Source organism: Glutamicibacter sp. HZAU, assembly GCF_004100365.1.
Lineage (GTDB): Bacteria > Actinomycetota > Actinomycetes > Actinomycetales > Micrococcaceae > Glutamicibacter > Glutamicibacter nicotianae.
This window is the reverse complement of record NZ_SCKZ01000008.1, coordinates 95,888-121,423: the sequence shown is the minus strand read 5'-3', so window position 1 is coordinate 121,423 and position 25,536 is coordinate 95,888. Positions and strand designations below refer to the sequence as shown.

Sequence of the window (25,536 nt, the reverse complement as noted above, 5' to 3'; positions counted from 1 at the left end):
GTCACTGCAAGGTGGCCGTCAGGCGTGCGACGTTGTCGATCCAACGTTGCATGCGCGGCCGGCGGCGCCACTGCGACAGGGTGATCTCCGAAGAAATATCCCGATAGTGGTTCTGCACCTGGTTGACCGCATCGACCATTTCCTGGCCCAGCAGCATCACGGATATTTCCATGTTCAGGCTGAACGAACGCATATCCATATTCGAGGATCCCACCACCGCCACCTCGTTATCCACGGTGAAGCACTTGGTATGCAGCACCATGGGAGCCGGGTACCGGTGGATGCGCACGCCGGCTTCCAGCAGCTGCTGGTAATACGACTGCTGTGCATGGTGCACCAGGAACTGGTCGCCTTCTTCGCAAACATACAACTCGACTTCCACCCCGCGCTGTGCGGCAGTGGTGATGGCGTAGAGCAGCGAATCGTCGGGAACGAAGTAGGGACTGGTGATCTCCAGGCGTTCGGAGGCCGAATAGATCAGCGTATTGAACAGCCGCAGGTTGTTCTCGGTCCCGTAGCCTGGGCCGCTGGGCAGCAGCTGCGCCAGGGTGGAGCCAGGGCGTTCCTCGTAGGCCAGCGGGTGGCGGGCCTCGGCCATGTCCATCAGCACTTCCTGGTCGTCGTCCTCCTGCCACCAGTCGGTAGCGAAGGTGACGTCCAGGCTGCGCACCAGCGGGCCTTCGACGCGCAACATCATTTCAACCCATTCGCGGCCAACCTTGTGGGCGGACTCGCGCTTGTAGCCAGGTTCGATCAGGTTCTGGCTCCCGGTGAAAGCCACCTCGCCGTCAACCACCAGGATCTTGCGGTGGTTGCGCAGATCCGGACGTCGCCAACGACGGCCAATCAGGTCGATGGGCAGCATCGGGCGCCAGTTGATATTGGACTTCTTCAGGCGCTTCTTGAAATCCTTGTAGCCCTTTACGCGCAAGGTTCCCAAGTGGTCGAAGAGCAAGCGGACGTGCACGCCTCGATCCGCTGCCGCTTCCAGCGCATCGAGTACCGGTCCAACATAATCCGGGTCATCGCCCATGATGTAGAACTGGATGTGAACATAGCGCGTGGCCTTTTCGATTTCCACGCGCATCGCGTCAAGCGAGGCACGATAATCGGAGAGGACCTCAACCTGATTTCCGCCTTCCAGCGGCATGGCACCGAGGTTGCGATTGAGCATGACCGCCGATTCGACCCATTCCTCCTGGGAATGGAACTCTTCGGGCAGCTGCATGTGGCTCGTGGCCTTCATGATTTCATCATGGGCCCGGCGCTGCTTTTCCAGCCGGCTGCGCGACAGGCGCGGGTTGGCGAAAAGCCAATAGGCGACAAGTCCCACCACGGGCAGGAAGAAGATGGCCAAGAGCCATGCCATTGCGGTGGTGGGGCGCCGGTTGCCCGGAACGATCCCGATCATGAAGTAGCGGACCGCTAGCTCGATCGCCACCAGCACGCTCCAGAGAACGCCGCCGATCTGCAAGAAGACTTCATTGCTTGGCCACACGTAGGCACCCCCTTTGGCTACACCCTCGAAGTTGGCATTTCGGCCTCTGATCTGCGATGCACAGGCCAAAATCCTTCGCTTAGCTTATCGAACAATCCCCTGCTTGTCTGAATCTCCGCCCGCAGAAATCACGCAGAAGACGCTGGGGTTCGATAATCTGTCTTTATGAGCTCACTTGTATTCTTGGATCCTGCCTATCCGGCTGGACGTCTTGCCGATATCACCGCACCGCAACTTCTGGTCACCGCACAGGGAGTCACGCGAGGTGATGGCATCTTCGAATCGATGCTCTACACCAACCAGGCCGTCCGCAAATTCGAAGCGCATCTGGCACGGTTGGCAATCTCTGCTGAAGTCGCAGACTTGGCCATCCCCGATTCGCGCAGCTGGTATGCCGCGGTCGACACCGCGGTGGCCGACTTCGACGCCACCGGCGGCGCCGAAGAGGCCGTGGTGAAGCTGGTTGCTGCACGCGGCGAGCACGACAGCGATCCCGCCATTTGCTGGGTCACCGTCACCCCGGCACCGGCGCTGGGCAAGGAACAGCGCGAAACCGGCGTGGACGTCCTGCTGCTGGATCGCGGCTACGACTCGAAGCTGGCCGAACGCGCACCATGGCTCATGATGGGCGCCAAGACCCTCTCCTATTCGATCAACATGGCCGCCCTGCGCTACGCGCACAAGCACGGCGCCCATGATGTCATCTTCACTTCGGCTGACGGCATCATCCTCGAAGCTCCGACCTCGACCGTGCTGGTTGCCCAGCGCGATGGCGAGACCAAGCGGCTGCTCACCCCGATGCTGGAAACCGGCATTCTGCCAGGCACCACGCAAAGCGCGATCTTCGATGCCGCGGCGCAGGACGGCTGGGAGCTGGGCTATGGCCCGCTGCGCCCTGAAGACCTGTACCAGGCCGACGGCGTGTGGCTGGTGTCATCGATCCGCCTGCTCACCCCGGTGCGCACCATCGACGCCAAGCCGTTGCGGCTGGACGCCGAGCTCCATGAGGAGCTCAGCGCCCTGAGCGACGCAATCCGCTAGGACCACACCAGGTTGTAGGTCCCTGCCAGCACGGCCGCAGCCATGGCGGCCGTGCCAAGCAGGATTCCGGTTGCCAGCACCATGCCATCACGCCAGGTGAAGGTGGCCGTGCGAATCCAGGTGCGCTTGGCCGTGCCGAACCCCTTGGCCTCCATCGTGGTTGCCAGCCGTCCGGCGCGGCGTATCGCCTGCACCAGCAACGCCAGCACCTGGCCGAGGGTTGCCCTGATGCGCTGGCCCACGGTGCCGAAGTTTCCGACACCGCGAGCACGCCGGGCCAGGCTGAGCGTGGTGAATTCTTCCACCATCAGCCCGAGCAATCGCATGCCTGCCAGCGCCCCGAGCACAAACCGGTGCGGGACCTTCAGCTGCTGGGACAGCGCCCCGCCCAAATCGCTGGGGTTCGTGGTGGCCAGCAGCAAGATGCACGGGATGGCCAGTGCGAAGGCGCGCAGTCCGGTGGCGATGCCGCCGGCTACCGATCCCTCGGTGATGCTGAAGGCGCCGAATTGCGCGTACACCATGCCGCTGTCCTGGCCCACCAGGGCAATGCCCCAGGCCGCGAAGATCCCGGCAAGCAGCAACGGCCACGCACGCTTGAGGAATTTCAGCAGGCTCAGCCCGGCCAGCGGGAAGAACACCACGGTCGCCAGGATAATCACCAGTGCCGAGACCCAATCCAAGGTGGTGATCAGCGGCAGCGTTGCCGCGGCCACCGCACCCAGCTTGGCCAGCGGATTGATCTTCGCCAGCCAGCTGTGCCCTACCGGCGCATCGAGCACCGGCCCTTGGCGCGGGGCATCAGCATCCGGGGTGCCGGAAGCGAGCACCAGCTGGTTGGCCTGGAGCACCGAGGCAAAATGCTCATCGTGGGTGACTGCAATGATCGCAGTGCCCTGCTGCAGCTCTTCGACCAGCAACCCGGCCAGCTCCCGCCAGGTGTTCGCATCCTGCCCGAACGTCGGCTCGTCGAGGATCAGCACCTCTGGCGCGGCTGCCAAAACGGTGGCCACGGACAGCCGGCGCTTCTCTCCGCCGGAGAGCGTGAACGGATTCGCCTCAGCCAAATGCGCCAACCCCAAGCGTTCAAGCAACGCATCGACGCGCGCCTGGACCTGGGCCGGGTCGTACTTCGGCGCGTTGGCGCTGCTCGCCTGCGCACGGCTGGGTGCGAAAGCCAGCTCTTCGCGGACGCTCTGCGTCACGAACTGGTGTTCGGGCTCCTGGAAGACCGAGCCGATCCGCCCGATCAGTGCACCGGCTTTCCAGGCAAACGGGGAACTGCCCAGGCCGTCAGCCAGTTGCGCGGTGGCCGTCAGCTCGCCGCCGGCCGGGGACAGCAAACCGCCCAGGGCCAGGGCCAGCGTCGATTTGCCGGCGCCGTTCTCGCCGAGAATCACCGTCGCGGTGCCCGCCTGCACTTCCATATCCACCGCCTGGGTATGCGGCGCGGTAGCCGTGCGGGCGCAAACCAGCTGCCGCGCTTCCAGCAGCATAGCTCCGGCAAGGTTCTCGGCCGGTGCCACCTGCGGAACATATCCGGGAACCCATAGCCCGGCGGCAGCCAGCTCCTGGCGCACGGGTTCTTCGGTGTACAGCTGACGCGGATCCAGGTCGTGCGCGACTCCCCCGCCCGGTTCCAGCACGATAACCCGGTCCATATGCTCTGCCCAGGCTTCGAGCCGATGCTCGACCACAACCAGCGTGGCACCGGATAGCTTCGCGGCGTTCAGCACCGCATCGCGCAACGGCCCGATGCTCTGCGGGTCCACGTTGGCGGTCGGTTCATCGAGCAGCATGAGGCCGGGTTCCATGGCCAGGATGCCAGCCAGGGCCAAGCGCTGCTTCTGCCCGCCGGAGAGCTGCTGGGTGCGGTGGTCGAAGGACAGCGCGCCCAATCCGACCGCGTCCAGCACTTCGGGGATCTGCTGGCGGATCACGCCCGGATCCATCCCGAGGTTCTCCGCTCCGAAGGCCACATCATCGGCGACCCTGCTTTGCACGACCTGGGTTTCCGGGTCCTGCTGCATCAAGCCCACCGGGTGGCTCCGGCTGAACGCATCGTTGCCATCAATCAGCAGCTGGCCGGCAAGCTGCTGATCCTCATCGGCTTCCAGCAGCCCGGCCATTGCATGCAGCAACGTCGACTTGCCAGCACCGGATGGACCGAGCAGCAGCACCTTTTCACCGGCGTGGATCTGCAGATCCAGCCCCGAGATGGCAGGTTCCTGCCGCTCCGAGTGCTGCCAGCCGAAACCAGTTGCGGTGATTGACGCTCCGCGCTGGGTCAGCGAGGCGGCATCGGAATTGGCAACTGAACTCATTTTGCGGTTTCCAGGTGTGCACGCCGGCTCGCCAGTGCGCTCAGGGCACCGGTCTTCGCCAGTCCGCGCGTGGCCAGCCAGGACAGCAGCCCGGCGATGACCAGACCGGAAACACCGGTGGCGATCACGTGGAAGATCTTCATCCCGGCGGTGTACTCGACGTAGTAGGCCAGGATGTATGCCTCAGTAATGCCGGCGAACAGGCCGGAGAACAGGCCTGCCAGAAGTGCCACGCCCAGGTTCCACTTGCGGTAGCGGAATGCCGCGAAGACCAGCTCCGCGCCCAGGCCTTGGACCAGGCCGGAGATCAGCACGGTCAACCCATAGTGCGAGCCGAGCAGCGCTTCAACCACGGCGGCCAGCAGCTCGCAGTAGATCGCGGCGCCAGGCTTGCGGATGATCAATGCGCCGAGCACCGCGGGGAACAGCCACATGCCGGTGAGCAGCGCGGTGGCTGGAGGGAAAGCCGCGAAGGCCAGCGAAAACAGGCCATAGCCGGCACTCCATGCCCAGAAAATGACTCCTGAAGCCACGGCGATCACCGATGCCACGACGATATCGACGACACGCCAGCCGGTACGATGCTTCGAAATTGTTTCGTTCACTGTTGGTCCTCCTATGGAAAGGAGGGGGGATGCACGGAATGAGGGCATGCTGCGCCTATCCGCATCCGAGATGCTCGACTTCCTTCGCCGGTACTAGCCGGGGCAGGTTCGAGGGTCTGCGATCCATCGCACTCTCAGCGTCCTGCGACTTCGTAGAAGTCTGACGCTCCCCTGTCGGAATAATTACTGCTCCCCCACCATACCGCAGGTATGCTGGGCAGAGGAACGATGTGTCACGAGCTTGATCGCGAGGAAAAAATGGATAAAGTGCAGAAACTTGTCACTACCGGAATCACCGTTGGCGCGGGCATGCTCGGTGGCAAGCTGGTTGATTTCATTTGGTTGAAGGCAACCGGCAGCAAAGCGCCACGCAAGGGCACCGAGGAAGCGGCTGAAGCGTCCTTCCGCCGCGCATTGGGCTTCGCGATCGTCTCGGCCCTGGTGGCAGCGATCATGCAGACCGTGGCCGACCGCAGCGCCAACAAGGTTGTTGCCAAGTTCACCAAATAGGCTTCGGCGGCAAGCCGAGAGCGGGAGCAGTTCAGCTGAACTGCCCCCGCTCTTTTCGCATTACTTGTCCTCTGGCGCTTCGGCCTTGGACATCGGTGTTGCTCCGGTGGGCGGTGCGCCATTGACCCTGTTGACCACAAGGCTGAGCTCATCGGAGAACAGGGTTTCCTTGGCCGCGTGCTTGGTGCGGTAGCCGGAACGGCCGATCATGTGGGCGGAAACCGGCGCTGTCAGCAGCTGCATGCCCCAAGCCAACGCGAGGACCGGGATCACCGCCCAGCTGCGCAGGTAGATGGCCAACCCGGCGAAGATCAGCAGGAAGCCGAGCACCTGCGGCTTGGTGGCCGCGTGCATGCGGGTGAGCATGTCCGGGAAGGTGAGCAAGCCGATGCCTGCGATCAAGGACATCAGGCAGCCGAGGATCAGCAGGATGGCGACGAGGATATCGAGGAAGAGTTCCATTAGGCATTCCTCTGATCCGAGACGAAGCGTGAGACGGTCACCGAGCCGATGAAGCCGAGCATGCACGCGGCAACCACGAACAGCAGGTAGTCGGTGTGCTTGTGCAGCACCATCTCCAGGCACAGGGCGGCGGAGATGATCAGCAGCATCACGTCCAAGGCAAGCACCCGGTCAAGGATTGACGGACCCTTGGCAACCCGGATCAGGCAGGCGATGGCACCCAGCCCGAGCATGATGCCGCAGATCCAGATGACGATATCCAGCATGTTTACCCCTTCCTCGCAGCGAAGTCCGGTCCGCATTCGCTCTTGATCGCCTCGTACTCGTCACGGCTGCCGATGGCCATGATCAGCCGGCGTTCGATGTCCCGGATAGCTGCCCGTGCCGTCTCCACATCCTCCGGCGACTGGATGTCGATGTAGTGCAGGTACAGGGTCGACGAGCTGCGGTCCACGTCGATCACGAAGGATCCCGGGATCAGCGTGAGCACGTGGCCCACGGTCATCACGATCAGGTCCGAGCCGGTGCGCAGCGGGACGGCGATGATCGCGCTGCGGGTGCTCTTCCCGCGGGCCACTGCCAGCCAGGCCACGTGGACGCTGGCCGCGACAACCTGACCGAGGAACCAGATGAACAGCTTCACGCAGTACCAGAGGTTGATCCGGCCCGAAAGGACCACCGGCGGCAGCGGGAACAGGTTCACGATCACCAGCGCAATGACCGCCCCGAAGATCATGTTCGCCAGCGAGAAGTCCTGCCAGAGGGCGCCCCAGACGAAGAGCAGCAGCAGCAGGAGCGGCCACTCCTGCCTGAGTGTCGCACGGTGGCGCACGCCGGAGGTATCCAGCGCATCATCGATGCGCTGGTCGCGCGGTTCAAAGTTCTTGTTCGGCATCATCCCTCCAATCAGAATGGCAAGATCGAGCTGATATATGGTTCGCGGGCGATCAGCTCAGCGGCCACCCGCTCGCAGAATTCGAAGATCGGCCCGGCAAAGACGGTCAGGGCGATGCCCGCCAGCACCAGCGAACCGGTGGCATAGCGCATGCCCCAGGGCAAGGAGTCGGCTTCCAGCCGCTTGGCCAGCTTCAAGCCCAGGCGCGGGTTCTGCGCACCGCCGGCCAGCGTCTCGTCGGCGACCTGCGTCGCTTCGGCCACCAGCTCCTGGTTGGGCACCTCGGCATCGGCGGCACGGCGCCAGAACACGCGGGCCCACACGCGGATGATCGCCAGCAGGGTCAGCAGGCTGGTCAGCAGCCCGGCGCCGATCACTACCCAGGTCAGCGGGTCGGCGTCCTGCGCGGCAGCATGCAGCAACCCGAACTTGCCCAGGAACCCGGAGAATGGCGGGATGCCGCCCAGGTTGATGGCCGGGATGAAGAAGAGCAGGGAGAGCGCCGGGGACAGCTTGGCCAGCGAACCGAGCCGGGTGACATTCGAGCTGCCGGCACGGCGTTCGATCAGGCCCGCCACCATGAACAGCGAGGTCTGCACGATGATGTGGTGGCCGACATAGTAGATGGTCGCGGCGATGGCCAGCGGCCCGCCCACTGCCACGCCGAAGATCAGGTAGCCGATGTGGCTGGTCAGCGTGAAGGAGAGCATGCGCTTGAAGTCCGTCTGCGCCAGCGCACCGAGAATGCCGATGACCATGGTCAGCGCGGACACCACCAGCAGGCCGGCGTTGACCGAGCCGCCCGGGAAGAGCAGGGTTTCGGTGCGGACTATCGCGTAGACGCCCACCTTGGTCAGCAGCCCGGCGAACACAGCGGTGACCGGTGCCGGCGCGGTCGGGTAGGAGTCCGGAAGCCACAGCGACAGCGGGAAGACCGCGGCCTTGATGCCGAAGGCGATCAGCAGCAGCACATGCAGGATCAGCTGCGGGCCCTGGCCCAATTCAGGCAGCTTCACCGCAAGGTCTGCCATGTTCACCGTGCCGGTGGCCGCGTAGATCATCGCGATGGCCATCAGGAAGATCACCGAGGAGACCACCGATACCACCACATAGGTGGTGCCGGCGCGGATGCGTTCAGCGGTGCCGCCCAGAGTCAGCAGCACATAGCTGGCGGTGAGCAGGATTTCGAATCCGACATACAGGTTGAAGAGGTCGGCTGCCAGGAAGGCGTTGGACACGCCGGCGAGCAGGATCAGGTAGGCCGGATGGAAAATCGACACCGGTCCGGGCTCATCGCCATCGGCCAGGCCCTGGCTGGTGGCGAAGAGCAGCACGGCGAGCGAAACAACCGTGGAGACCAGCAGCATGAACGAGCTGAACCCGTCGACCATCAGCGCGATGCCGAAAGGCGAGTCCCAGCCGCCAATGTGGATGGCGTAGCTTTCCCCGCCCCACACGGCGGCGAGCATCCCGGCTTCGAGCACCAGGGTCAGGGTGAGGATGCCGATAGTGATCAGGCGCTGCATGCGGACCTGGCGGCGGGCCAGGAACGCGGCACCGGCGCCGAAGATCGGCAGCACCACAGCCAACGGGGCTAGATCCAGGAAATTCACTCTTCCCCCTCGCGCACTGGGCGGCCTTCTTCATCGACGAATTCGGTCGTGTCCTCAGCCACCGGCGAGTCCTCTTCCTCGTCGTAGGCGGTCTTCTGGGACACCTTGATATCTTCGGTGTCATCGGTGAGCTCATCGGCGCTGGTCAAGGTCCAGGACCGGTAGATCATCGCGAGCAGGAACGCGGTCACTGCGAAGGTGATCACGATCGCTGTGAGGATCAGCGCCTGCGGCAGCGGATCGGAATACTCGTCCGCGGGCACCTCGGGGTTGAACAGCGGTGCCACTCCCTTGCGGCCGCCACTGGTGAGGAGCAGCAGGTTGATGCCGTTGCCCAGCAGCATGATGCCCAGCAGCACACGGGTCAGGGTGCGTTCGAGCACCAGGTAGAAGCCGGCGGCCAGCAGCACGCCGGTGACGACGAGGAAGGTGATATTCACGCTCATCGGCCAACTCCTGTCCGTGATGCCTGGATTTCATCGTGGCGGTCCACCGGGCTGCGGCCCTCGGACAGCGAATCGATTTCGCTGCCCAGGGAACGCAGCACATCCTGCACGAGGCCAAGGACCACCAGATACACTCCAATATCGAAAATCGTTGAGGAAACGAACTTGTGCTCGCCGAAGAACCAGAATTCCAGGGCATAAGTGGTGAAGATGCCATCGCCCAGCAGCAGCGGCACGATGCCGGCCAAGCCGGCCAGCGCAATGCCACCGCCAATCAGCATGCCCGGAGCGATGCGCATTGACTCGGACAGTTCCACGCGGCCTCCGGCCAGGTAGCGGATGGTCAGCGCCAAGCCCGCAATCAGCCCGCCCGCAAAGCCACCGCCCGGGGTGTTGTGACCGGTCAGCAGCGTGTACACCGACATGATCAGCACGGTGTGGAACATCAGCCGGGTGACAACTTCGAAAATGATCGAGCGGCGTTCAGCGACGAGCGTGTTGCCGGCCATCAGCCAGTCCTGGTTGGAGCTGGAAGCGAAACGCCGGGCGATGCGCAGTTCGGTTTCCTTCGAGTCCTTGGTGCCGATGGCTTCGGAGCCGGCGTCGATGCTGCCCGGAGCCACGTGGTGGGCGCGTACCCGGTTGCCGAAGCTTCGTCCGGCGAAGATCAGCGACGCCACACCGGTGGCTGCCGCCGCCAGCACGGTAATTTCGCCGAAGGTATCCCACACGCGCATATCCACCAGGGCCACGTTGACGATGTTCTTGCCGAATCCGTCGTAGTAGGCCAGATCGGGCCAAGCCAGGGAAATGCGTGCCTCGGTGCGCGCGGCCATCATCGCGATGGCGATGTAGACGACCATCAAGGCCAGTGAGATCGCCAGGATCGCCCGGCCCCATTTGATCTTGGTCAGTCCGACCCACAGCCGCTTGGGCAAGGCACGCAGGGCGAGCACGAAGGAGACCAGCACGATGGTCTCCACCAGCAGCTGGGTCAGTGCCAGGTCGGGGGCACCTTGCAGGGCGAAGATCGCGACCATGCCATAGCCGGTTACCGAAACCATCAGCACCGCCATGAAGCGCTTCGGCGCGGTAATGGCAACCACCGCACCGGCGATGATCACCGCACCGATCAGCAGCTGCGCCGGATGGTCGGCAATGATCCAGTTCGTCGGCCACGGGGTGTAGACGGTCAGCGCGATGGCCAGCGGAATCACCAGTACCACGACCAGGATGACACCCAGGTAGAAGGACAGCGAACCGCGCTGGGTGCGGCCGGTGATCCAAATGGCCGCCTTGTCCAGTACGTTCACCGACATGCGATAGATCTCCTCGGCTGAGGTGACCATCCGGCGCAGCGGGGCGCCGGTGTCGGTGCGGTGGCGCAGCCAGAAGAAGCACAGGCCCAGGGCCACGGAAACGGCACTCAGCCCGAGGGCCGCGTTGAAGCCGGCGAAGGGCAGCAAGTGCATCTTGCCCGGTCCGCCCTGCGCGGCCGACCAGTGGATGGCCAACGGCTCCACCAGCTGCGGGTAGAGCCCCAGGAACAGCGTTGCCGCCGACAGAACCAGCAAGGGGGCCAGGAAGATCAGCGTCGGGGCCTTGCACTGCAGCGCAGGCAGCTTCTTCTTCACGCCGAACGCGCCGAAGAAGAAGCGCAGCGAATAGGCCATGGTCAGCGCCGCGCCGAGCAGGATGCCGATGAGCGCCGCCAGCGACCACCCGGTATCCAGGTGCAGGGCTGCCTCGTAGACAGCTTCCTTGGCGACAAAGCCGAACAGCAGCGGCACGCCAGCCATGGAGGCGGCGGCAATGCCGGTGGTCGTGGCCAGGATCGGCATGGCCCGGCCCAAACCGGTGAGTTTGCGGATATCACGCGTACCGGTGTTGTGGTCGATGATGCCCACGCTCAAGAACAGCGTCGCCTTGAACAGGCCGTGCGCCAGGGTCATGGCCAGTGCCGCGAAGGCGGCTTCGGGGGTGCCGAAGCCGAAGACCGCGATGATGAAGCCCAGCTGCGAGACCGTGCCGAACGCGAGGATCAGCTTGAGGTCGTATTGCTTGAGCGCCCGGTAGCCGCCGATGAGCATGGTCAGAATGCCGATGCCCACGGTCATGGGTGCCCACAGCGCGGTCTCGGCAAAGCCGGGGGCCAGGCGCGCGATCAGGTAGACGCCGGCCTTGACCATGGCCGCCGCGTGCAGGTACGCGGAGACCGGAGTCGGGGCCGCCATGGCACCAGGCAGCCAGAAGTGGAAGGGCACCAGGGCCGACTTGGAGATCGCCCCGACGATGATCAGCGCCACCGCAACATCGGTGAAGGTCCCCATCGCCACCAGTGCATCGGCCGACGCCATGATTTCCGACAGCTGGTAGCTGCCGGCCGCCGCACCAAGCATCAGGATGCCGCCGAGCATCACCAGACCGCCGAGGGTCGTGATGATCAGGGCGTTCATGGCCGAACGGCGCGCGGTGATCAGAGCCTGGCTGAAACCGATCAGCAAGTAGGAAAGGACACTGGTGATTTCCCAGAAGATGAACATGATGATGATGTCATCTGCCGTCACCAGTCCGGTCATGGCCCCGGCGAAAGCTACCATCTTCGCCGCGAAGCCGCCGATCTGCGGATCATCATTCTTGAAGTAGCGGGCGCAATAGAACAGCACCAGCGCGCCCACGCCCAGGATCAGCAACAGGATTGTCGCGGCCAAGGAATCCATGCGGAAGTTCAGGGCGATGTTCAGCCCGGGAATCCATTCCATCTGAACCGATGGCGGAGCATTCGGCGCACCATTGGCCAGGGAATTGTCGGCGGAAAGCACCGTAGGCATGCGGGTCAGCAACCAAATGAATCCCACTGCCGGCACGACCGCCACAACGTAGAAACCGTTACGCTTCAGGGCCCTGAATATCAGTGGGCATAAAAGAGCGGTCACAAACAGCGCAGTGAGAATTATTAGCACGCATTTCCTCTGTCGGCTGGTGGTGGGCAGAGTATCCAGAACGCCGCAAAAAGCGTCTGCATCTGTAATTTTATCAGCCAGCAGCTGCCTGCCATTGCAGGAATGTGTCATTTAAGGAATATTCCCCGCGTTTTCCGCAACCAGCTGATTTTCTGAATCGCTCGATTTTTTCTAAAAAGTCGTTCCTATTCATTCCCTGATTACCAGTTGCCGGTACGATGCCAGCATGGGAATCAATCAGGTCGAACCGTCAGCGATTCGTGAAAAGTGGCTTAACAAGTACACCTGGGCCTGGGCCAGCTGGGACTGGGGCCAAGCCGCGATCAACGCGGTAATGATTACCTTCGTCTTCACCGTCTATCTGACCAGCGAGCTTTTTGGCGATACCGATCATGCTTCACTGGTGCTCTCGCAGGCACTGGCCGTCGGCGGTTTGGCCATCGCCCTGCTGGTGCCAGTTACCGGGCTCCGGGCCGATGTTGCCGGACGGCGCAAGCTGTGGATCGTGGTCAACACGCTGATTCTCGTGGTGATCTGCGCGGCCTGCTTCTTCGTCTACCCCGACCCTTCCTACCTCTGGTTCGGCGCTATTCTCATCGCAGGCATGTCTGTCGTCGGCGAATTCGCCGGCGTGAACTACAACGCGGTGCTGAACCAGATTTCCACCAAGGCAACGGTCGGCAAGGTCTCCGGCTTCGGCTGGGGCATGGGCTATGTCGGCGGCATCCTCGCCCTCGCCTTGGTGCTCTTCCTGTTCGTGCAGCCCATTGTGGAATGGCCGGGTGCCAATACCGACGAATCACTGAACCTGCGCTGGGTGGCAATATTCTCCGCCGCATGGTGCCTGCTCTTCGCGCTGCCGCTGTTCTTCGTGATCCCTGAAGCACCGCCGAGCATTTCAACGAAGATCCCTTTGGCGCAGACCTACAAGGTGCTGTTCAATAACATCAAGGAACTGTGGCGCAGCGACCGCAACCTGCTGTTCTTCCTGTGCTCGTCGGCCGTCTTCCGCGACGGGCTGGCAGCGATCTTCACCTTCGGCGGAGTCATTGCCGCCGGCACCTTCGGTTTCGAATTGACCGAAGTGATCATCTTCGCGATCGTCGGCAACGTGGTTGCCGCCCTAGGTGCCGTGCTTGGCGGCCAGGTCGATGACTGGGCGGGACCGAAGGCTGTCATTGTCGGTTCGCTCATCGGCCTGCTGCTGTCCGGCGCCGGCGTCTTCTTCTCGCCCGAAGCCACAGGTTTCTGGATCTTCGGCCTGCTGCTGTGCCTGTTCGTCGGACCGGCACAGGCAGCTTCACGTTCCTACCTCTCGCGCTTGATTCCCGAAGGGCGCGAAGGGGAACTCTTCGGCTTGTACGCGACGACCGGCCGCGCTGTGTCCTTCCTGGCACCTGCACTGTTCGCCGGGGCCATCGCCATCGCCACCCCGCTGGTGGCATCCGGTGAAGCTCAGCGCTACGGCATCCTGGGCATCCTGGTGGTCCTGGCTCTCGGCCTGCTGCTGCTCCTGCCGATCCGCGCGCCGAAGAAGGCCTCCTGAGCGAACCCGAGTGCAAACGGCGCTGGCTCCCGACAATCGTTGGGAGCCAGCGCCGTTTGCGAGAGGACCAGGCGCGCTGTCGCTAGTTCTCGATGCTCGTCCGGTGGAAGTTCAGGTGACTGCGTGAAGCCGTTGGGCCGCGCTGGCCCTGGTAGCGGTTGCCGTAGGGGCCGGAACCATAAGGGTGCTCGGTGTCCGAGGTCAGCTTGAAGAAGCACAGCTGGCCGATCTTCGAACCGGGCCACAGCTTGATGGGCAGGGTTGCCATGTTGGACAGTTCCAAGGTGACGTGGCCGGAGAAGCCCGGATCGATGAAGCCTGCGGTGGAGTGGGTTAACAGTCCGAGCCGTCCCAGGGAGCTCTTGCCCTCCAGGCGGGCCGCCACGCCGTGGCCCAAGGTCACCACTTCATAGGTCGAGCCGAGCACGAATTCGCCCGGGTGCAGGATGAATGGCTCATCGGAGTCGACCTCGACCAGGCGGGTGAGCTCGTCTTGCTCCACAGAAGGGTCGATGTGCGCATACTTGTGGTTGTCGAAAAGCCGGAAGAACCGGTCAAGTCGAACATCCACGGATGCGGGCTGGACCATCGCCGGCTCGAAGGGCTCCAGCCCGATCTCACCTGACGCTATTTCTCGACGAATATCACCATCTGAATACAACACGGATATAAATTTATCCTGACTTTCCCCGGCAGCCGAACTATTGGGCCAAATATGTACGGTGAGTCGATTCCCGCGGGCGCTTCCTGTTCACCCGCTGGTGGCGGATTTCTCACCAAATACCCAGTGTTTCCAGCTATCGTTAAGTTGGGTTTTCCCATCATCGCTCCGCAACACAAGGGTTTATTCAAGATGCGTCTAGCCTCCGCGCTGACTGGCACCGTTCTCGCTTCGGCACTGTTGCTCTCCGGCACCGCCGCATTCGCTGCGCCGGCTGAGGATCTGCCTGCGGTAGAGAGCTCGCAGCTGACGAAGGCATCGAGCCCCTTGGCCCTGATCAACCCCAGCACGAAGCTTTCGCCAGAAGACTACGTTCCAGGCAAGCTGGTGAGTGTTGCCGGCAGCTCGATGACCCTGCGACCCGAGGCAGCCAAGGCGGTCGAAGCGCTCATTGCCGACGCACGCGCGGCTGGCCACTCGATCAAGCTGCTCAGCGCCTACCGTTCCTACGAGCGCCAGGCGGTGCTGTTCAGCCAGTACCAAGCCAAGTACGGCACTGCCTATGCCGAGCGCATTTCTGCACGCCCCGGGACCAGCGAGCACCAGCTAGGTTTGGCCGCGGATCTGGGCTACACCAACAGCCATGCCGAATTGAAGGCAGAGTTCGGCCAGACTCCGGCCGGTTTGTGGATCGCCGAGCACGCGGTGGAGTACGGCCTGGTCATCCGCTATCCGCAGGGCAAGGAAGAGATCACCGGCTACAAGTACGAGCCGTGGCATGTGCGCTACATCGGAACCGAGCACGCCGAAGCAATGTTGGCCTCCGGCGCAGAAACCTTCGAAGAGTACCACCAGATGCTCGCCGACTCGATGGAGAGCGCCAAGCAAAGCGAAGCCGAGGTTGCCATCGAGAAGGAACCGGCAAAGGCCAAGGACGAAAAGCCGAAGGAAGAATCCCAGAAGGCTGGCGAAGATGTTGTCGTGGACGAGGACTTGCTGGTCCTGCGTTTCCTTCCGCCGTACCGCGACTGGGGCTTCGGCTTCACACAGTAGCCACCCCGGGGCAGGATTCGCTGCCAAGCCCGGACCTGGTTCCCGGCGACGGGATAAAGCAGCCGGAACTGGAAAAGGAGCCGCCAGCTTTTCGCTGGCGGCTCCTAGCAGCTTGAAGTCCTACTTCGCGCGCACTGGGATGCCGGTGAAGGTCGGCTTCAGCGTCTCGGCAAAGAAGTCCTCGCCCTTGTCATCGACGACGATGAAGGCAGGGAAGTCCTCGACCTCGATCTTCCAGATCGCTTCCATGCCCAGCTCCTCGTATTCGAGCACCTCGACCTTCTTGATGCAATCCTGGGCCAGTCGTGCAGCCGGGCCGCCGATGGAGCCCAGGTAGAAGCCGCCGTGGGTGTTGCAGGCATCGGTGACCTGCTTGGAGCGGTTGCCCTTAGCCAGCATGACCATCGAGCCGCCGGCAGCCTGGAACTGGTCGACATAGGAGTCCATGCGGCCTGCGGTGGTCGGGCCGAAGGAACCCGACGGCATGCCCTCAGGGGTCTTGGCAGGACCTGCGTAGTACACCGGGTGGTCCTTGAGATACTGCGGCATCTCTTCGCCGGCGTCCAGGCGCTCCTTGATCTTGGCGTGCGCGATGTCGCGGGCCACAACCAGCGGGCCGGTCAGCGACAGGCGGGTCTTGACCGGGTACTTGGTCAGCTCGGCCAGGATCTGGTCCATCGGCTTGTTCAGGTCGATCTTCACCACGGACGATCCGCCGGTGCCGGTGACGCCATCGGTCTCGTGGTCGTGGGCCGCGATGGCAGGGTGGGATTCGTCCGGCATGAAGCGGGCCGGATCGGTTTCCAGCTGCTCGACGAACAGGCCTTCCTCGGTGATCTTGGCCAGCATCTGGCGGTCGGCCGAGCAGGATACGGCGATGGCCACCGGCATCGAGGCGCCGTGGCGCGGCAGGCGCACCACGCGCACGTCATGGCAGAAGTACTTGCCGCCGAACTGGGCGCCGATGCCGAAGTGGCGGGTCAGCTCCAGGACCTTGTCTTCCAGCTCGGTGTCGCGGAAGCCGCGGCCGGTCATCGCGCCCTCGGTGGGCAGCGAGTCCAGGTACTTGGCCGAACCGTACTTGGCGGTCTTCAACGCCATCTCGGCGCTAGTGCCGCCGATGACGATGGACAGGTGGTACGGAGGGCACGCAGCGGTGCCCAGCGAGCGCAGCTTCTCGTCGAGGAACTTCAGCATCGAGTTCTCGTTGAGGATCGCCTTGGTCTCTTGGTACAGGAAGGACTTGTTGGCCGATCCGCCGCCCTTGGCCATGAACAGGAACTTGTAGCTGGTGTCAGCGCCGTCCTTGGTGTTGGCGTACAGGTCGATCTGCGCCGGGAGGTTGTTGCCGGTGGCCTTCTCTTCCCAGGTGGTGATCGGGGCCAGCTGCGAGTAGCGCAGGTTCAGCCGGGTATAGGCGTTGTAGATGCCGCGCGAGAGCGAGATCTCGTCCTGCTCTTCGGTGAGCACACGCTGGCCGCGCTTGCCCATCACGATCGCGGTGCCGGTGTCCTGGCACATCGGCAAGATGCCGCCGGCGGCGATGTTCGCGTTCTTCAGCAGGTCCAAGGCCACGAACTTGTCGTTCGGGCTGGCTTCCTCATCGTCGAGGATGTTGCGCAGCTGCTGCAGATGGGCCGGGCGCAGGTAGTGCGAGATGTCGTGCAGCGCGGTCTCGGCCAGCTGCTCCAACGCTTCCGGTGCGACCTTCAGGAAGTTCTTCCCGTCCGGGCCGGCGACAACCTCGACGCCTTCGGAGGAAATCTTGCGGTATTTGGTGGTGTCTTCGCCGATGGGCAGAAGATCCTCATAACGGAATTCAGGCATGCTCAGTCCTTGATTCAATCGTGGGTGCTCACCTGCCATTTTATGCCTTTACCCCGAATTAACCGCATTCGCCGTTTGCACCTGAGGGTTTATCGCGACATGCTGTAATGCATGAGCAACGAGAACGCCTCCGAAGCGCACGAGAACCAAAAGCCTGCCCAGGGCCCAGATGCGGTCATTGAAACCCCGATGGACAAGCAGCGGGCTCAGCCCAAAACGCACTTCGAGATGATGCTGCAGGCCGGGCTTAACAAACCCGAGCTCTCCGGTTCGGTCATCGGCGCGTTCATGAGTGCAGAGGTGTACTTCCTCTCCCGCGAAGAGGTCACCGGCGAGAACAAGAACGCCCAGCCGATGATGCTCACCAACCCTTCGGGCGAAGCGGTGGTAGCGGTCTTCACCACCCTGGAGCGCATCCCTTCCTCGTACATCGACATGGCACCCTACGGCGTGAAGGTCCAGGGCGCCACCGTGGTGCGCGCATTGGAGAACACCGGCTTCGTGGTGAACCCAGGCGACGAGCTCAGCTTCGAAGTCCCTGCTGATGGGGTGGCGATTTTGCGCGAACAGCTGCTCAACCAGAAGCGTCCGGAATAGCATTTCGTAACTTTTGCCACGATTTCCCGTGCCGTTTGCCGGTGCGCAAGATTCGTGGGATATGCTTTTGATGCCCGGGCCGTCAATAGGCCGCTCGGAGCACTGCGGGCGTAGCTCAATGGTAGAGCGCTAGCTTCCCAAGCTCGATACGCGGGTTCGATTCCCGTCGCCCGCTCAAGCGAACGCCGGGGCACCAATGGTGCTCCGGCGTTTCTGTCCCTGCAGCCAGCGAAGGAGCACGATGACCGGAGTCCTCGAAGGCTTCTCCATCATCTGGGTCGTCATTCTCGTCGGCTATCTGGTGGGCCGCACCGGGGTCCTCGGCGACCAGGGCCGCCACGTGCTCAGCCGGGTCACCTTCTTCGTGGCCAGCCCGGCCCTGCTGTTCACCACCCTGGCCGACTCCGATCCGGTCTCCGTGCTCGGGCCGCTGCTCTGGGTGGCTGCGCTGTCCGCGGCCTTGACCGCGGCGATCTACTACCTGGCGACGGTGCGGACGCTGAAGCGTCCGGCATCGGAGAGCATCATCGCCGCGATGTCCGCCTCCACGGTGAACTCCGCGAACCTGGGGCTGCCCATCGCGTTGTACGTGCTCGGCGACATGTCCTATGCGGCCCCGATCATCCTCTTCCAGCTGGCCCTCTACCAGCCGGTCAATCTGGCGATGCTGGATGCCACCACCTCTCGGCACCGCACCACCCCGATCGCCTTGCTGCTGGCTACCGCGAAGAACCCGATGATCATCGGGTCGCTGCTCGGCCTGGTCGTGGCCCTGACCGGCGTCGAGCTGCCTTCGATGGTGCTTGAACCCATCGATCTGATTGCCGGTGCCTCGATTCCCGCCATGCTCATGGCTTTCGGCATTTCGCTGGTGGGCTCCAAGCCGCTGGAGAAGAAATCCGGCCGCCGCGCCGACGTGCTGATCGCCGCGGCAGCCAAGCTGCTCCTGCACCCGTTCCTGGCCTGGGTGCTGGCCTACTGGGTGTTCGGATTGCGTGGAGAGCTGCTGGTGGCCTCGGTCATCATGGCCGGCCTGCCCACCGCGCAGAACATTTTCGTGACGGCCATGCGCTACGACCACGGGGTGGTCGTCGCGAAGGACACGGTGCTGGTCACCACCATCTGCGCGATCCCCCTGATGATGCTGCTGGCGATCATCCTCGGAATCTGAGGTAACTTCGCACCGCAGGAATAAGCGATCATCACTAGAGTGTTGTATGGACTACTGGTTCTATCCGCTCCCCTAGTGAGGTCATCATGAAGCGCACTGCACCCCTGCTGGCTGCCGCCACAATCATCGCCCTGTCATTGAGCGCCTGCGGGTCCTCCGGCTCGCCGACCTCCCCCAGCGCATCGGGTGGCACCACGGCCGCAACCGGCGACACCTTGAAGAAGGTCAAGGATTCCGGCGTGCTGACCGTGGGCACCGAAGGCACGTACCGCCCCTTTTCCTACCATGAGGGCAGCGAGCTGACCGGCTACGACGTCGAGGTGATCGAAGCCGTCGGCGAGAAGATGGGCGTCGAGGTCAAGTTCCAGGAGACCCAGTGGGACGCGATCTTCGCCGGCCTGGATGCCGGCCGTTTCGATGTCATCGCCAACCAGGTCTCGATCAACCCTGAACGCGAAGAGAAGTACCTGTTCACCCAGCCCTACACCGTCTCCACCGGCGTGGTGGTGACCAAGAGCGACAATACCGACATCACGTACTTCGACACGCTCAAGGGCAAGACCACCGCGCAGTCGCTGACCAGCAACTTCTACGAGACCGCCAAGGATGCCGGTGCGAATGTCGAACCGGTTGAAGGCTGGGCCCAGTCGATCACCCTGCTCAAGCAGGGCCGCGTCGATGCCACCGTGAACGACAAGCTGACCTTCCTGGACGCGCAGAAGACCAACCCGGATGACAGCATCAAGATCGCCGCCGAATCCGATCAGAAGAGCGAATCCGCTGTCGCCCTGCGAAAGGATTCCACCGAACTGGCCAAGGCCATCGACACCGCCCTGGACGAGCTGCGCGCCGACGGGGAACTGACGAAGATCTCCGAGAAGTACTTCGGCGAAGACGTCAGCAAGTAGCAAGCACTATCAGTAGACTGGCTCCACACGTGAGAACGCGTGGAGCCAGTCTCATTTGCGCAAAAGGTAGCCCATGGATCCGAAATGGCAATTATTCCTCGACTCGCTCGGGCCGTTGGCCCTCGGTGCGATCACCGCAACCATTCCGCTGGCCCTGATCAGCATGGCCCTGGGCCTGGTCATCGCCTTGCTGATGGCGCTGATGCGGATCAGCAAGAACCCGGTGGTCTCCTCGATCGCCCGGATCTACATCTCCATCATCCGCGGCACGCCGCTGCTGGTGCAGCTGTTCGTCATCTTCTACGGCATGCCCTCGGTGGGCCTGGTCATCGACCCGTGGCCCAGCGCCATCATCGCCTTCAGCCTGAATATCGGCGGCTACGCCGCTGAGATCATCCGTGCGGCAATCCTCTCGGTCCCCCGGGGCCAATGGGAAGCCGGCTACACCCTTGGCATGTCGCGCACGCGCACCCTTTACCGGCTGATCCTGCCGCAGGCAACCCGGGTGGCCGTGCCACCGCTGTCGAACTCGTTCATCTCGCTGGTCAAGGACACCTCGCTGGCCTCCACCATCCTGGTCACCGAAATGTTCCGCAAGGCCCAGGAGATCACGGCTTCCACCTATGAGTTCCTGCTGCTCTATTGCGAAGCAGCGGCCATCTACTGGGTGATCTGCCTGGTGCTTTCGGCCCTGCAAAACTCTGTTGAAGGAAGGCTTGAAAAGTATGTCGCCAAGTAATTCCCCGCTGCTGGCGGTCACCGGCCTGCACAAGGCGTTCGGGGCGAACCAGGTGCTCAAGGGCATCGACTTCACCGTGCATTCCGGCGAGGTGCTGGCCCTGATCGGCCCGTCAGGCTCCGGTAAGACCACCGCCCTGCGTTGCCTGAACGGCCTGGAAATCGCAGATGCCGGTTCCGTCGGATTCGCCGGCGGCCCGGAAGTGTCCTTCAGCGCCGGGATGAAGCCCAAGTCCGCGCAGATCCTGCGCAATCGCTCTGCGATGGTGTTCCAGGGGCACCACCTGTTCCCGCATCTGACGGTCCTGCAGAACGTGAGCATCGGTCCGATCGAGGTGCAGAAGCGTCCCAGGGACCAGGTGCTGGCCGAGGCGAAGAAGCTGCTGGCCCGCGTGGGCCTGGAAGCCAAGGCCGATGACTACCCGAATTCGCTGTCCGGCGGACAGCAGCAGCGCGTAGGAATCGTGCGCGCGCTGATGCAGCAGCCTGATTTGCTGCTCTTCGACGAGCCCACCAGCGCGCTGGATCCGGAGCTGGTCGGCGAAGTGCTCACTGTCATCAAGGAATTGGCCCAGGAAGGCTGGTCCATGGTGCTGGTGACCCACGAGCTGGCGTTCGCCCGGGATGTGGCCGACACCGTGGTGTTCATGGATGGCGGGGTGGTCGTGGAGACCGGCCCAGCCGCACAGGTGCTCGGCACGCCGAGGAACCCGCGGACTCAAAGTTTCGTCCAGCGTCTTTTGCACCCGTTCTAAAAGCAATAGAGTGAAGCCATGACACAGGAATCGAATACCCTGCTGACCAGCCTCGTTGAAGGATATGCCTTCGAATCCGCGTGCCTGGAGCTCGGGGCCGCACTGATCGACGGCAAGCCGGAGCCGACTGCGCAGGTCCGCCTGCCATTGAAGATGCTCAACCGCCACGGCCTGATCGCCGGCGCCACGGGCACCGGCAAGACCGTCACCCTGCAGACCATGGCAGAACAGCTCTCGGTAGCCGGCGTTCCGGTATTCCTGGCCGACGTCAAGGGCGATCTGACCGGTCTCGCGCAGCCTGCCGAACCGTCGGACAAGCTCACTGCCCGGCTGGCCGAATTGGGCCACGAATTCACCGCCCGCACCAACCCGGTCGAATTCCTCAGCCTCGGCGGCAAGGGCGAGGGCGTTCCGGTACGCGCCAGCGTGGACGCTTTCGGACCGATCCTGCTGGCCCGCGTCCTGGAACTGAACGAGACCCAGGAAGAATGCCTGCAGCTGATCTTCCACTACGCCGATTCCAACAAGCTTCCGCTCGATGACCTGAGCGACCTGAAGGCGGTCATCAGCTTCCTGCTCAGCGACGACGGCGCCAAGGCGCTGGCGGGCCTCGGCGGGGTTTCCTCGTCCACCGCCTCGGTGATCCAGCGCGGCATCACCATCATGCAGACCCAGGGCCTGGACCAGTTCTTCGGCCAGCCCGAGTTCGATACCGCCGACTTCCTGCAGGTGCGCGACGGCGCTGGGGTCATCAACATCCTGGAACTGCCCTCGGTCAGCTCCCAGCCCATGCTTTTCTCCACCTTCCTCATGTGGCTGCTGGCCGACCTGTTCGAGGACCTGCCAGAAGCCGGCGACCTGGACAAACCCAAGCTGGTGTTCTTCCTCGACGAAGCCCATCTGCTCTTCAAGGATGCGACCAAGGCGTTCACCGACGCGATCATCAGCACCGTGCGGCTGATCCGATCCAAGGGCGTGGGCCTGTTCTTCATTACCCAGTCCCCGACCGACCTGCCCGATGAGGTGCTCGGCCAGCTGGGCAACCGCATCCAGCATGCGGTGCGCGTGTTCACGGCCAAGGACCAGAGCTCGCTGAAGCAGATCATCAAGACCTTCCCCTCCGGCGAGCTGGACCTGCAGGAGGCGCTGACCCAGGCTGGTGTCGGCGAAGCGGTAGTCACCGTGCTCGGCGAGAAGGGTGCGCCGACCCCGGTCGGCTGGACCAGGATGTCCTCGCCGGGATCCACCATCGGGCCAGCCTCCCCGGAGCGGATGGCGCAGGTCCGCGGCAGCTCGACGCTGGCCGCGGAGTATTCCGCCGCGGTGGATCGCGATTCCGCCCGTGAAATGCTCGAAGCACAGGCCGCGCAGCCGGTGCCAGCTGTTCCCGAGGCGGGGCCGGAACCGCGCAGGGAAAGCGCCCCACGCCAGAGCCGGCCACGGCAGGAGGAGAACCCGATGATGGACATCGCGATGGATGCCGCGAAGGTAATTGGCCGGGAGCTGATCCGCGGCTTCTTCGGCAACCGCAAGCGCCGCCGCCGGTAGTATTACCCGCCATTCCAGCACGCCGTTTACTCACTGCGCCCGGAAACCAGATAGCCTAGCTACTGATGAACACTCGTAATTCCATGCCGATCTCCGCTGTCCGCCTGGCCCTTCGCTGGGCCTTGGCCGCAGTGGCAGTCATCGTTCTGGTCATTGCCGGATCGATCGCCGCCAACCTCACGCTCTTCTCCCCGCAGCACCAGGTGAAGGCGCTGCAGCAGCATTTGGCCAAGGGCGAAGGCGCCGAGGCCTTGGGCCTGATGCAGGCCCAGATCCCGGAGGGCGATGCGGTCGCCCTGGACGGGGATGTGCTCAAGAGCTCCCAGGCCGGGATTACGGAATTCACCACGCACAAGGCCCAGCCGGTCGACGGCGACGAGCAGCTGCGCACCGTCACCGCGCATTACAAGGCCCACGGCGTGGAGAAGGAATCCACCTACACGCTGCGCCATGCCGGCAAATCCTGGCTGCTGTTCGACAAGTGGGCCTTCGAGCCGAGCACGCTGCCCAGCGTGAAGATCAAGGCCAACACCGTCAACGAGGTCACGGTCAACGAGCAGAAGATCCCGCTGTCCGCCGGCGTGAGCACCCTGCCGGTGTTCTACCCTGCGATCCTCGACGCGAGTTTCAGCACCAAGAACTTCACGGCCGACACCCGAGGCATAGTGGTCACCAAGCCTGCCGCGGAACCGGTGGAGATCGCGCTGAAGACGGAGCCGACCAAGGAATTCATCGCCGCCATCAACACGAAGGTGAAGAAGTACCTCAACGACTGCGCCGAAGAGCAGGTTCTGATGCCCTCGGGCTGCCCGTTCGCCTACAACACCTCCGCGCGCGTGGACCCGGCAACTATCGACTGGTCCATTTCGAAGTACCCGGCCATTGAAGTGAACTACTACAACGGCGCCTGGGTGCTCTCCCCGCTGAAGACCACCGCCACCTTGACCTTGACCGAGCAGGATCTGCGCACCGGCGCCAAGGCGAAGAAGACCGTCAAGGAGGACTACTCCTTCACCGCACAGCTGACTACCAGCACCACCGAGGTGTCGGTGGTTCCGGTGGCCGGCGGCGAACAGGTGGCCGGCTAGCGCCCGAGCAGTTCGCGGAACTGATTGCGCAGCGGCACCGCGTTGGTCTTGAACTTCTGCCAGACCAGCAGCGCCGCCAGGCTGGCGGCCAACGACAGCCCGGCCCCGATGGTCACGGCGATCTGGATCCCGAAGAGTTCAGCGAACCAGCCGATCAGCGGCGAGCCGATAGGCGTTCCACCCATCACCACCATCAGGTACAGCGCCAGCACGCGCGCCCGGTACTGCGGCGGCACCGAGGTCTGCACCATGGTGTTGCAGCTGTTCAGGAAGGTCAGCGACCCCAGTCCCACCGGGATCAGCACCAGCGCGAACGCGATGTAGTTGGGCATCCACGCGCTGGCGACCCCGGCGATGCCGAAGAACACGCCCCCGCCGATCAAGTAGCGCCAGCGCGGAGCCGACCGCCGCGCCGCCAGCAGCGCTCCGCCGAAGGTGCCCACTGCCATGATGGAGCCCAGGATCCCGTACTCCCCGGCTCCCACCCCATAAACCTCGGTGGCCATCAGCGCGTTGGTCATCTGGAAGTTCAGCCCGAAGGTGCCGATTACCCCGGCCAGGAAGAAGATCAGCAGCAGGTCCTTGCGATTCTTCACATAGGCCATGCCTTCGCGCACCTGCCCCTTGGCCCGCTCTACCGGCTTGGAGGGGTTCAGCGCGTCCTTGCGCATGAACACCAGCGAGGAGATCACCGCAAGGAAGGAAGCGCCATTGAGCAGGAAGGCCGGACCGGTGCCGACCAGGGCGATGACCGCGCCGGCCACGCCTGGACCGGCCAGCCGGGCCAGGTTGAAGTTCGCGCTGTTCAACGCCACCGCGTTGGCCAGATGGGAGCCGGGGACCACTTCGGAGACGAATGCCTGGCGTGCCGGCGCGTCGAAGGAGGACCCGATGCCCAGCAGGGTGGCCAGCACATAGACATGCCAGAGCTGCGCGGTGCCGGTGACTACCAGCAGGCCGAGGATCAGGGCGCAGGCTCCCATGAAGCTTTGGGTGAAGATCAGCAGCCGGCGCTTGTTGAAGCGGTCGGCGATCAGTCCGGCATAGGGGCCCAGCAGCAGCACCGGCAGGAATTGCAGGCCTGTGGTGATGCCGGTGGCCACCGCATCGTGGTCCGTGAGCTCGGTGAGCACCAGCCAGTCCTGGGCCACGCGCTGCATCCAGGTTCCGATATTGGAGACCAGCGCGCCGATCACCCACAACCGGTAGTTTGGTATTTCCAGTGCACGGAACATTTTCGACGCCATACATATCGCCGGATCCCTCCGACTCCTCCCGCCCTCCAGT

General features: G+C 63.4%; 23 protein-coding genes, 1 tRNA gene and 1 riboswitch. Of the genes, 12 read left to right on the top strand and 12 right to left on the bottom strand.

Translation table 11 applies throughout. The annotated features are described in order from the left end of the window. Nucleotide 1: 1 nt before the first annotated feature. The gene (gene cls, locus EKH49_RS13580) at nucleotides 2-1,498 is read right to left on the bottom strand and encodes a cardiolipin synthase (protein ID WP_269088443.1); all 1,497 of its coding nucleotides are present in this window, start codon (nucleotides 1,496-1,498) and stop codon (nucleotides 2-4) included. Nucleotides 1,499-1,663: 165 nt separating this feature from the next. Between cls and EKH49_RS13575 the strand changes: the two genes are divergently transcribed. Next, nucleotides 1,664-2,539 (top strand): aminodeoxychorismate lyase, encoded by an 876-nt coding sequence (locus EKH49_RS13575; RefSeq protein WP_066141108.1) that lies wholly within the window; start codon nucleotides 1,664-1,666, stop codon nucleotides 2,537-2,539. On the opposite strand, the gene EKH49_RS13570 is transcribed toward EKH49_RS13575, so the two are convergent. Together EKH49_RS13570 and EKH49_RS13565 are read right to left on the bottom strand one after the other, a co-directional pair. Next, complete coding sequence (locus tag EKH49_RS13570) at nucleotides 2,536-4,863, bottom strand: ATP-binding cassette domain-containing protein (RefSeq protein WP_128471254.1); 2,328 nt, start codon at nucleotides 4,861-4,863, stop codon at nucleotides 2,536-2,538. The two genes, EKH49_RS13575 and EKH49_RS13570, sit on opposite strands and share 4 nt — an antisense overlap. Then, on the bottom strand, nucleotides 4,860-5,516 hold the full coding sequence (locus EKH49_RS13565) for an ECF transporter S component (RefSeq protein ID WP_442903509.1): 657 nt from the start codon (nucleotides 5,514-5,516) through the stop codon (nucleotides 4,860-4,862). Before EKH49_RS13565 ends, EKH49_RS13570 begins: the two co-directional genes overlap by 4 nt. Before the next feature lie 14 nt (nucleotides 5,517-5,530). Beyond that, nucleotides 5,531-5,651: riboswitch (TPP riboswitch) on the bottom strand. Nucleotides 5,652-5,726: 75 nt separating this feature from the next. On the opposite strand from EKH49_RS13565, the gene EKH49_RS13560 reads away from it, so the two are divergent. Beyond that, nucleotides 5,727-5,978, top strand: a complete 252-nt coding sequence (locus tag EKH49_RS13560; protein WP_038991737.1) for a DUF4235 domain-containing protein — start codon at nucleotides 5,727-5,729, stop codon at nucleotides 5,976-5,978. 60 nt (nucleotides 5,979-6,038) lie between these two features. On the opposite strand, the gene mnhG is transcribed toward EKH49_RS13560, so the two are convergent. From mnhG to EKH49_RS13530, 6 genes are read right to left on the bottom strand one after another with little or no spacing between them, the layout of a single operon-like run. Further along, nucleotides 6,039-6,440, bottom strand: coding sequence for a monovalent cation/H(+) antiporter subunit G (gene mnhG / locus EKH49_RS13555; protein ID WP_038991739.1), 402 nt, complete (start codon nucleotides 6,438-6,440; stop codon nucleotides 6,039-6,041). Further along, nucleotides 6,440-6,706, bottom strand: a complete 267-nt coding sequence (locus EKH49_RS13550; protein WP_038991741.1) for a monovalent cation/H+ antiporter complex subunit F — start codon at nucleotides 6,704-6,706, stop codon at nucleotides 6,440-6,442. Before EKH49_RS13550 ends, mnhG begins: the two co-directional genes overlap by 1 nt. Nucleotides 6,707-6,708: 2 nt before the next feature. Continuing rightward, nucleotides 6,709-7,335 (bottom strand): Na+/H+ antiporter subunit E, encoded by a 627-nt coding sequence (locus tag EKH49_RS13545; protein ID WP_330857440.1) that lies wholly within the window; start codon nucleotides 7,333-7,335, stop codon nucleotides 6,709-6,711. A gap of 11 nt (nucleotides 7,336-7,346) precedes the next feature. Continuing rightward, a complete protein-coding gene (locus EKH49_RS13540) occupies nucleotides 7,347-8,948 on the bottom strand; it encodes a Na+/H+ antiporter subunit D (protein ID WP_128471252.1) in 1,602 nt (533 codons plus the stop codon). Continuing rightward, on the bottom strand, nucleotides 8,945-9,394 hold the full coding sequence (locus tag EKH49_RS13535; protein WP_128471251.1) for a Na(+)/H(+) antiporter subunit C: 450 nt from the start codon (nucleotides 9,392-9,394) through the stop codon (nucleotides 8,945-8,947). The genes EKH49_RS13540 and EKH49_RS13535 overlap by 4 nt, the downstream gene beginning before the upstream one ends. After that, on the bottom strand, nucleotides 9,391-12,357 hold the full coding sequence (locus EKH49_RS13530) for a Na+/H+ antiporter subunit A (RefSeq protein WP_128471250.1): 2,967 nt from the start codon (nucleotides 12,355-12,357) through the stop codon (nucleotides 9,391-9,393). Before EKH49_RS13530 ends, EKH49_RS13535 begins: the two co-directional genes overlap by 4 nt. Nucleotides 12,358-12,583: 226 nt before the next feature. Between EKH49_RS13530 and EKH49_RS13525 the strand changes: the two genes are divergently transcribed. Further along, complete coding sequence (locus EKH49_RS13525) at nucleotides 12,584-13,903, top strand: MFS transporter (RefSeq protein ID WP_128471249.1); 1,320 nt, start codon at nucleotides 12,584-12,586, stop codon at nucleotides 13,901-13,903. An 82-nt stretch (nucleotides 13,904-13,985) separates the two neighbouring features. Here EKH49_RS13525 and dcd read toward each other — a convergent pair whose 3' ends face one another. Beyond that, nucleotides 13,986-14,567 (bottom strand): dCTP deaminase, encoded by a 582-nt coding sequence (gene dcd / locus EKH49_RS13520; protein ID WP_128471248.1) that lies wholly within the window; start codon nucleotides 14,565-14,567, stop codon nucleotides 13,986-13,988. 189 nt (nucleotides 14,568-14,756) lie between these two features. Between dcd and EKH49_RS13515 the strand changes: the two genes are divergently transcribed. Next, on the top strand, nucleotides 14,757-15,617 hold the full coding sequence (locus EKH49_RS13515) for a M15 family metallopeptidase (RefSeq protein ID WP_161567527.1): 861 nt from the start codon (nucleotides 14,757-14,759) through the stop codon (nucleotides 15,615-15,617). Nucleotides 15,618-15,737: 120 nt separating this feature from the next. Here the strand turns inward: EKH49_RS13515 and EKH49_RS13510 are convergent, their stop codons facing one another. Further along, nucleotides 15,738-17,444, bottom strand: a complete 1,707-nt coding sequence (locus EKH49_RS13510) for a fumarate hydratase (protein ID WP_128471246.1) — start codon at nucleotides 17,442-17,444, stop codon at nucleotides 15,738-15,740. A 111-nt stretch (nucleotides 17,445-17,555) separates the two neighbouring features. Here EKH49_RS13510 and EKH49_RS13505 point away from each other — a divergent pair, with 111 nt between their 5' ends. The 8 genes from EKH49_RS13505 (at nucleotide 17,556) to EKH49_RS13470 (ending at nucleotide 24,249) form a co-directional block, all read left to right on the top strand. Then, nucleotides 17,556-18,041 (top strand): SseB family protein, encoded by a 486-nt coding sequence (locus EKH49_RS13505; RefSeq protein ID WP_128471245.1) that lies wholly within the window; start codon nucleotides 17,556-17,558, stop codon nucleotides 18,039-18,041. Between the two features lie 104 nt (nucleotides 18,042-18,145). Beyond that, nucleotides 18,146-18,216, top strand: a tRNA-Gly gene (locus EKH49_RS13500). Nucleotides 18,217-18,282: 66 nt separating this feature from the next. After that, entirely contained in the window at nucleotides 18,283-19,212 is a 930-nt protein-coding gene (locus tag EKH49_RS13495) for an AEC family transporter (protein ID WP_128471244.1), read from the top strand. Nucleotides 19,213-19,298: 86 nt separating this feature from the next. After that, nucleotides 19,299-20,120, top strand: coding sequence for an amino acid ABC transporter substrate-binding protein (locus EKH49_RS13490; protein WP_128471243.1), 822 nt, complete (start codon nucleotides 19,299-19,301; stop codon nucleotides 20,118-20,120). 73 nt (nucleotides 20,121-20,193) lie between these two features. Continuing rightward, nucleotides 20,194-20,859 carry an ABC transporter permease subunit gene (locus EKH49_RS13485; RefSeq protein ID WP_128471242.1) on the top strand — a complete coding sequence of 222 codons (666 nt, stop codon included), beginning with the start codon at nucleotides 20,194-20,196 and terminating at the stop codon, nucleotides 20,857-20,859. Then, nucleotides 20,846-21,613 carry an amino acid ABC transporter ATP-binding protein gene (locus EKH49_RS13480; protein WP_128471241.1) on the top strand — a complete coding sequence of 256 codons (768 nt, stop codon included), beginning with the start codon at nucleotides 20,846-20,848 and terminating at the stop codon, nucleotides 21,611-21,613. Before EKH49_RS13485 ends, EKH49_RS13480 begins: the two co-directional genes overlap by 14 nt. Before the next feature lie 18 nt (nucleotides 21,614-21,631). Then, nucleotides 21,632-23,161, top strand: coding sequence for a helicase HerA-like domain-containing protein (locus tag EKH49_RS13475; protein WP_128471240.1), 1,530 nt, complete (start codon nucleotides 21,632-21,634; stop codon nucleotides 23,159-23,161). A gap of 65 nt (nucleotides 23,162-23,226) precedes the next feature. Continuing rightward, the gene (locus EKH49_RS13470) at nucleotides 23,227-24,249 is read left to right on the top strand and encodes a hypothetical protein (protein WP_128471239.1); all 1,023 of its coding nucleotides are present in this window, start codon (nucleotides 23,227-23,229) and stop codon (nucleotides 24,247-24,249) included. Here EKH49_RS13470 and EKH49_RS13465 read toward each other — a convergent pair. Then, complete coding sequence (locus EKH49_RS13465) at nucleotides 24,246-25,484, bottom strand: MFS transporter (protein WP_128471238.1); 1,239 nt, start codon at nucleotides 25,482-25,484, stop codon at nucleotides 24,246-24,248. The two genes, EKH49_RS13470 and EKH49_RS13465, sit on opposite strands and share 4 nt — an antisense overlap. Nucleotides 25,485-25,536: the final 52 nt, after the last annotated feature.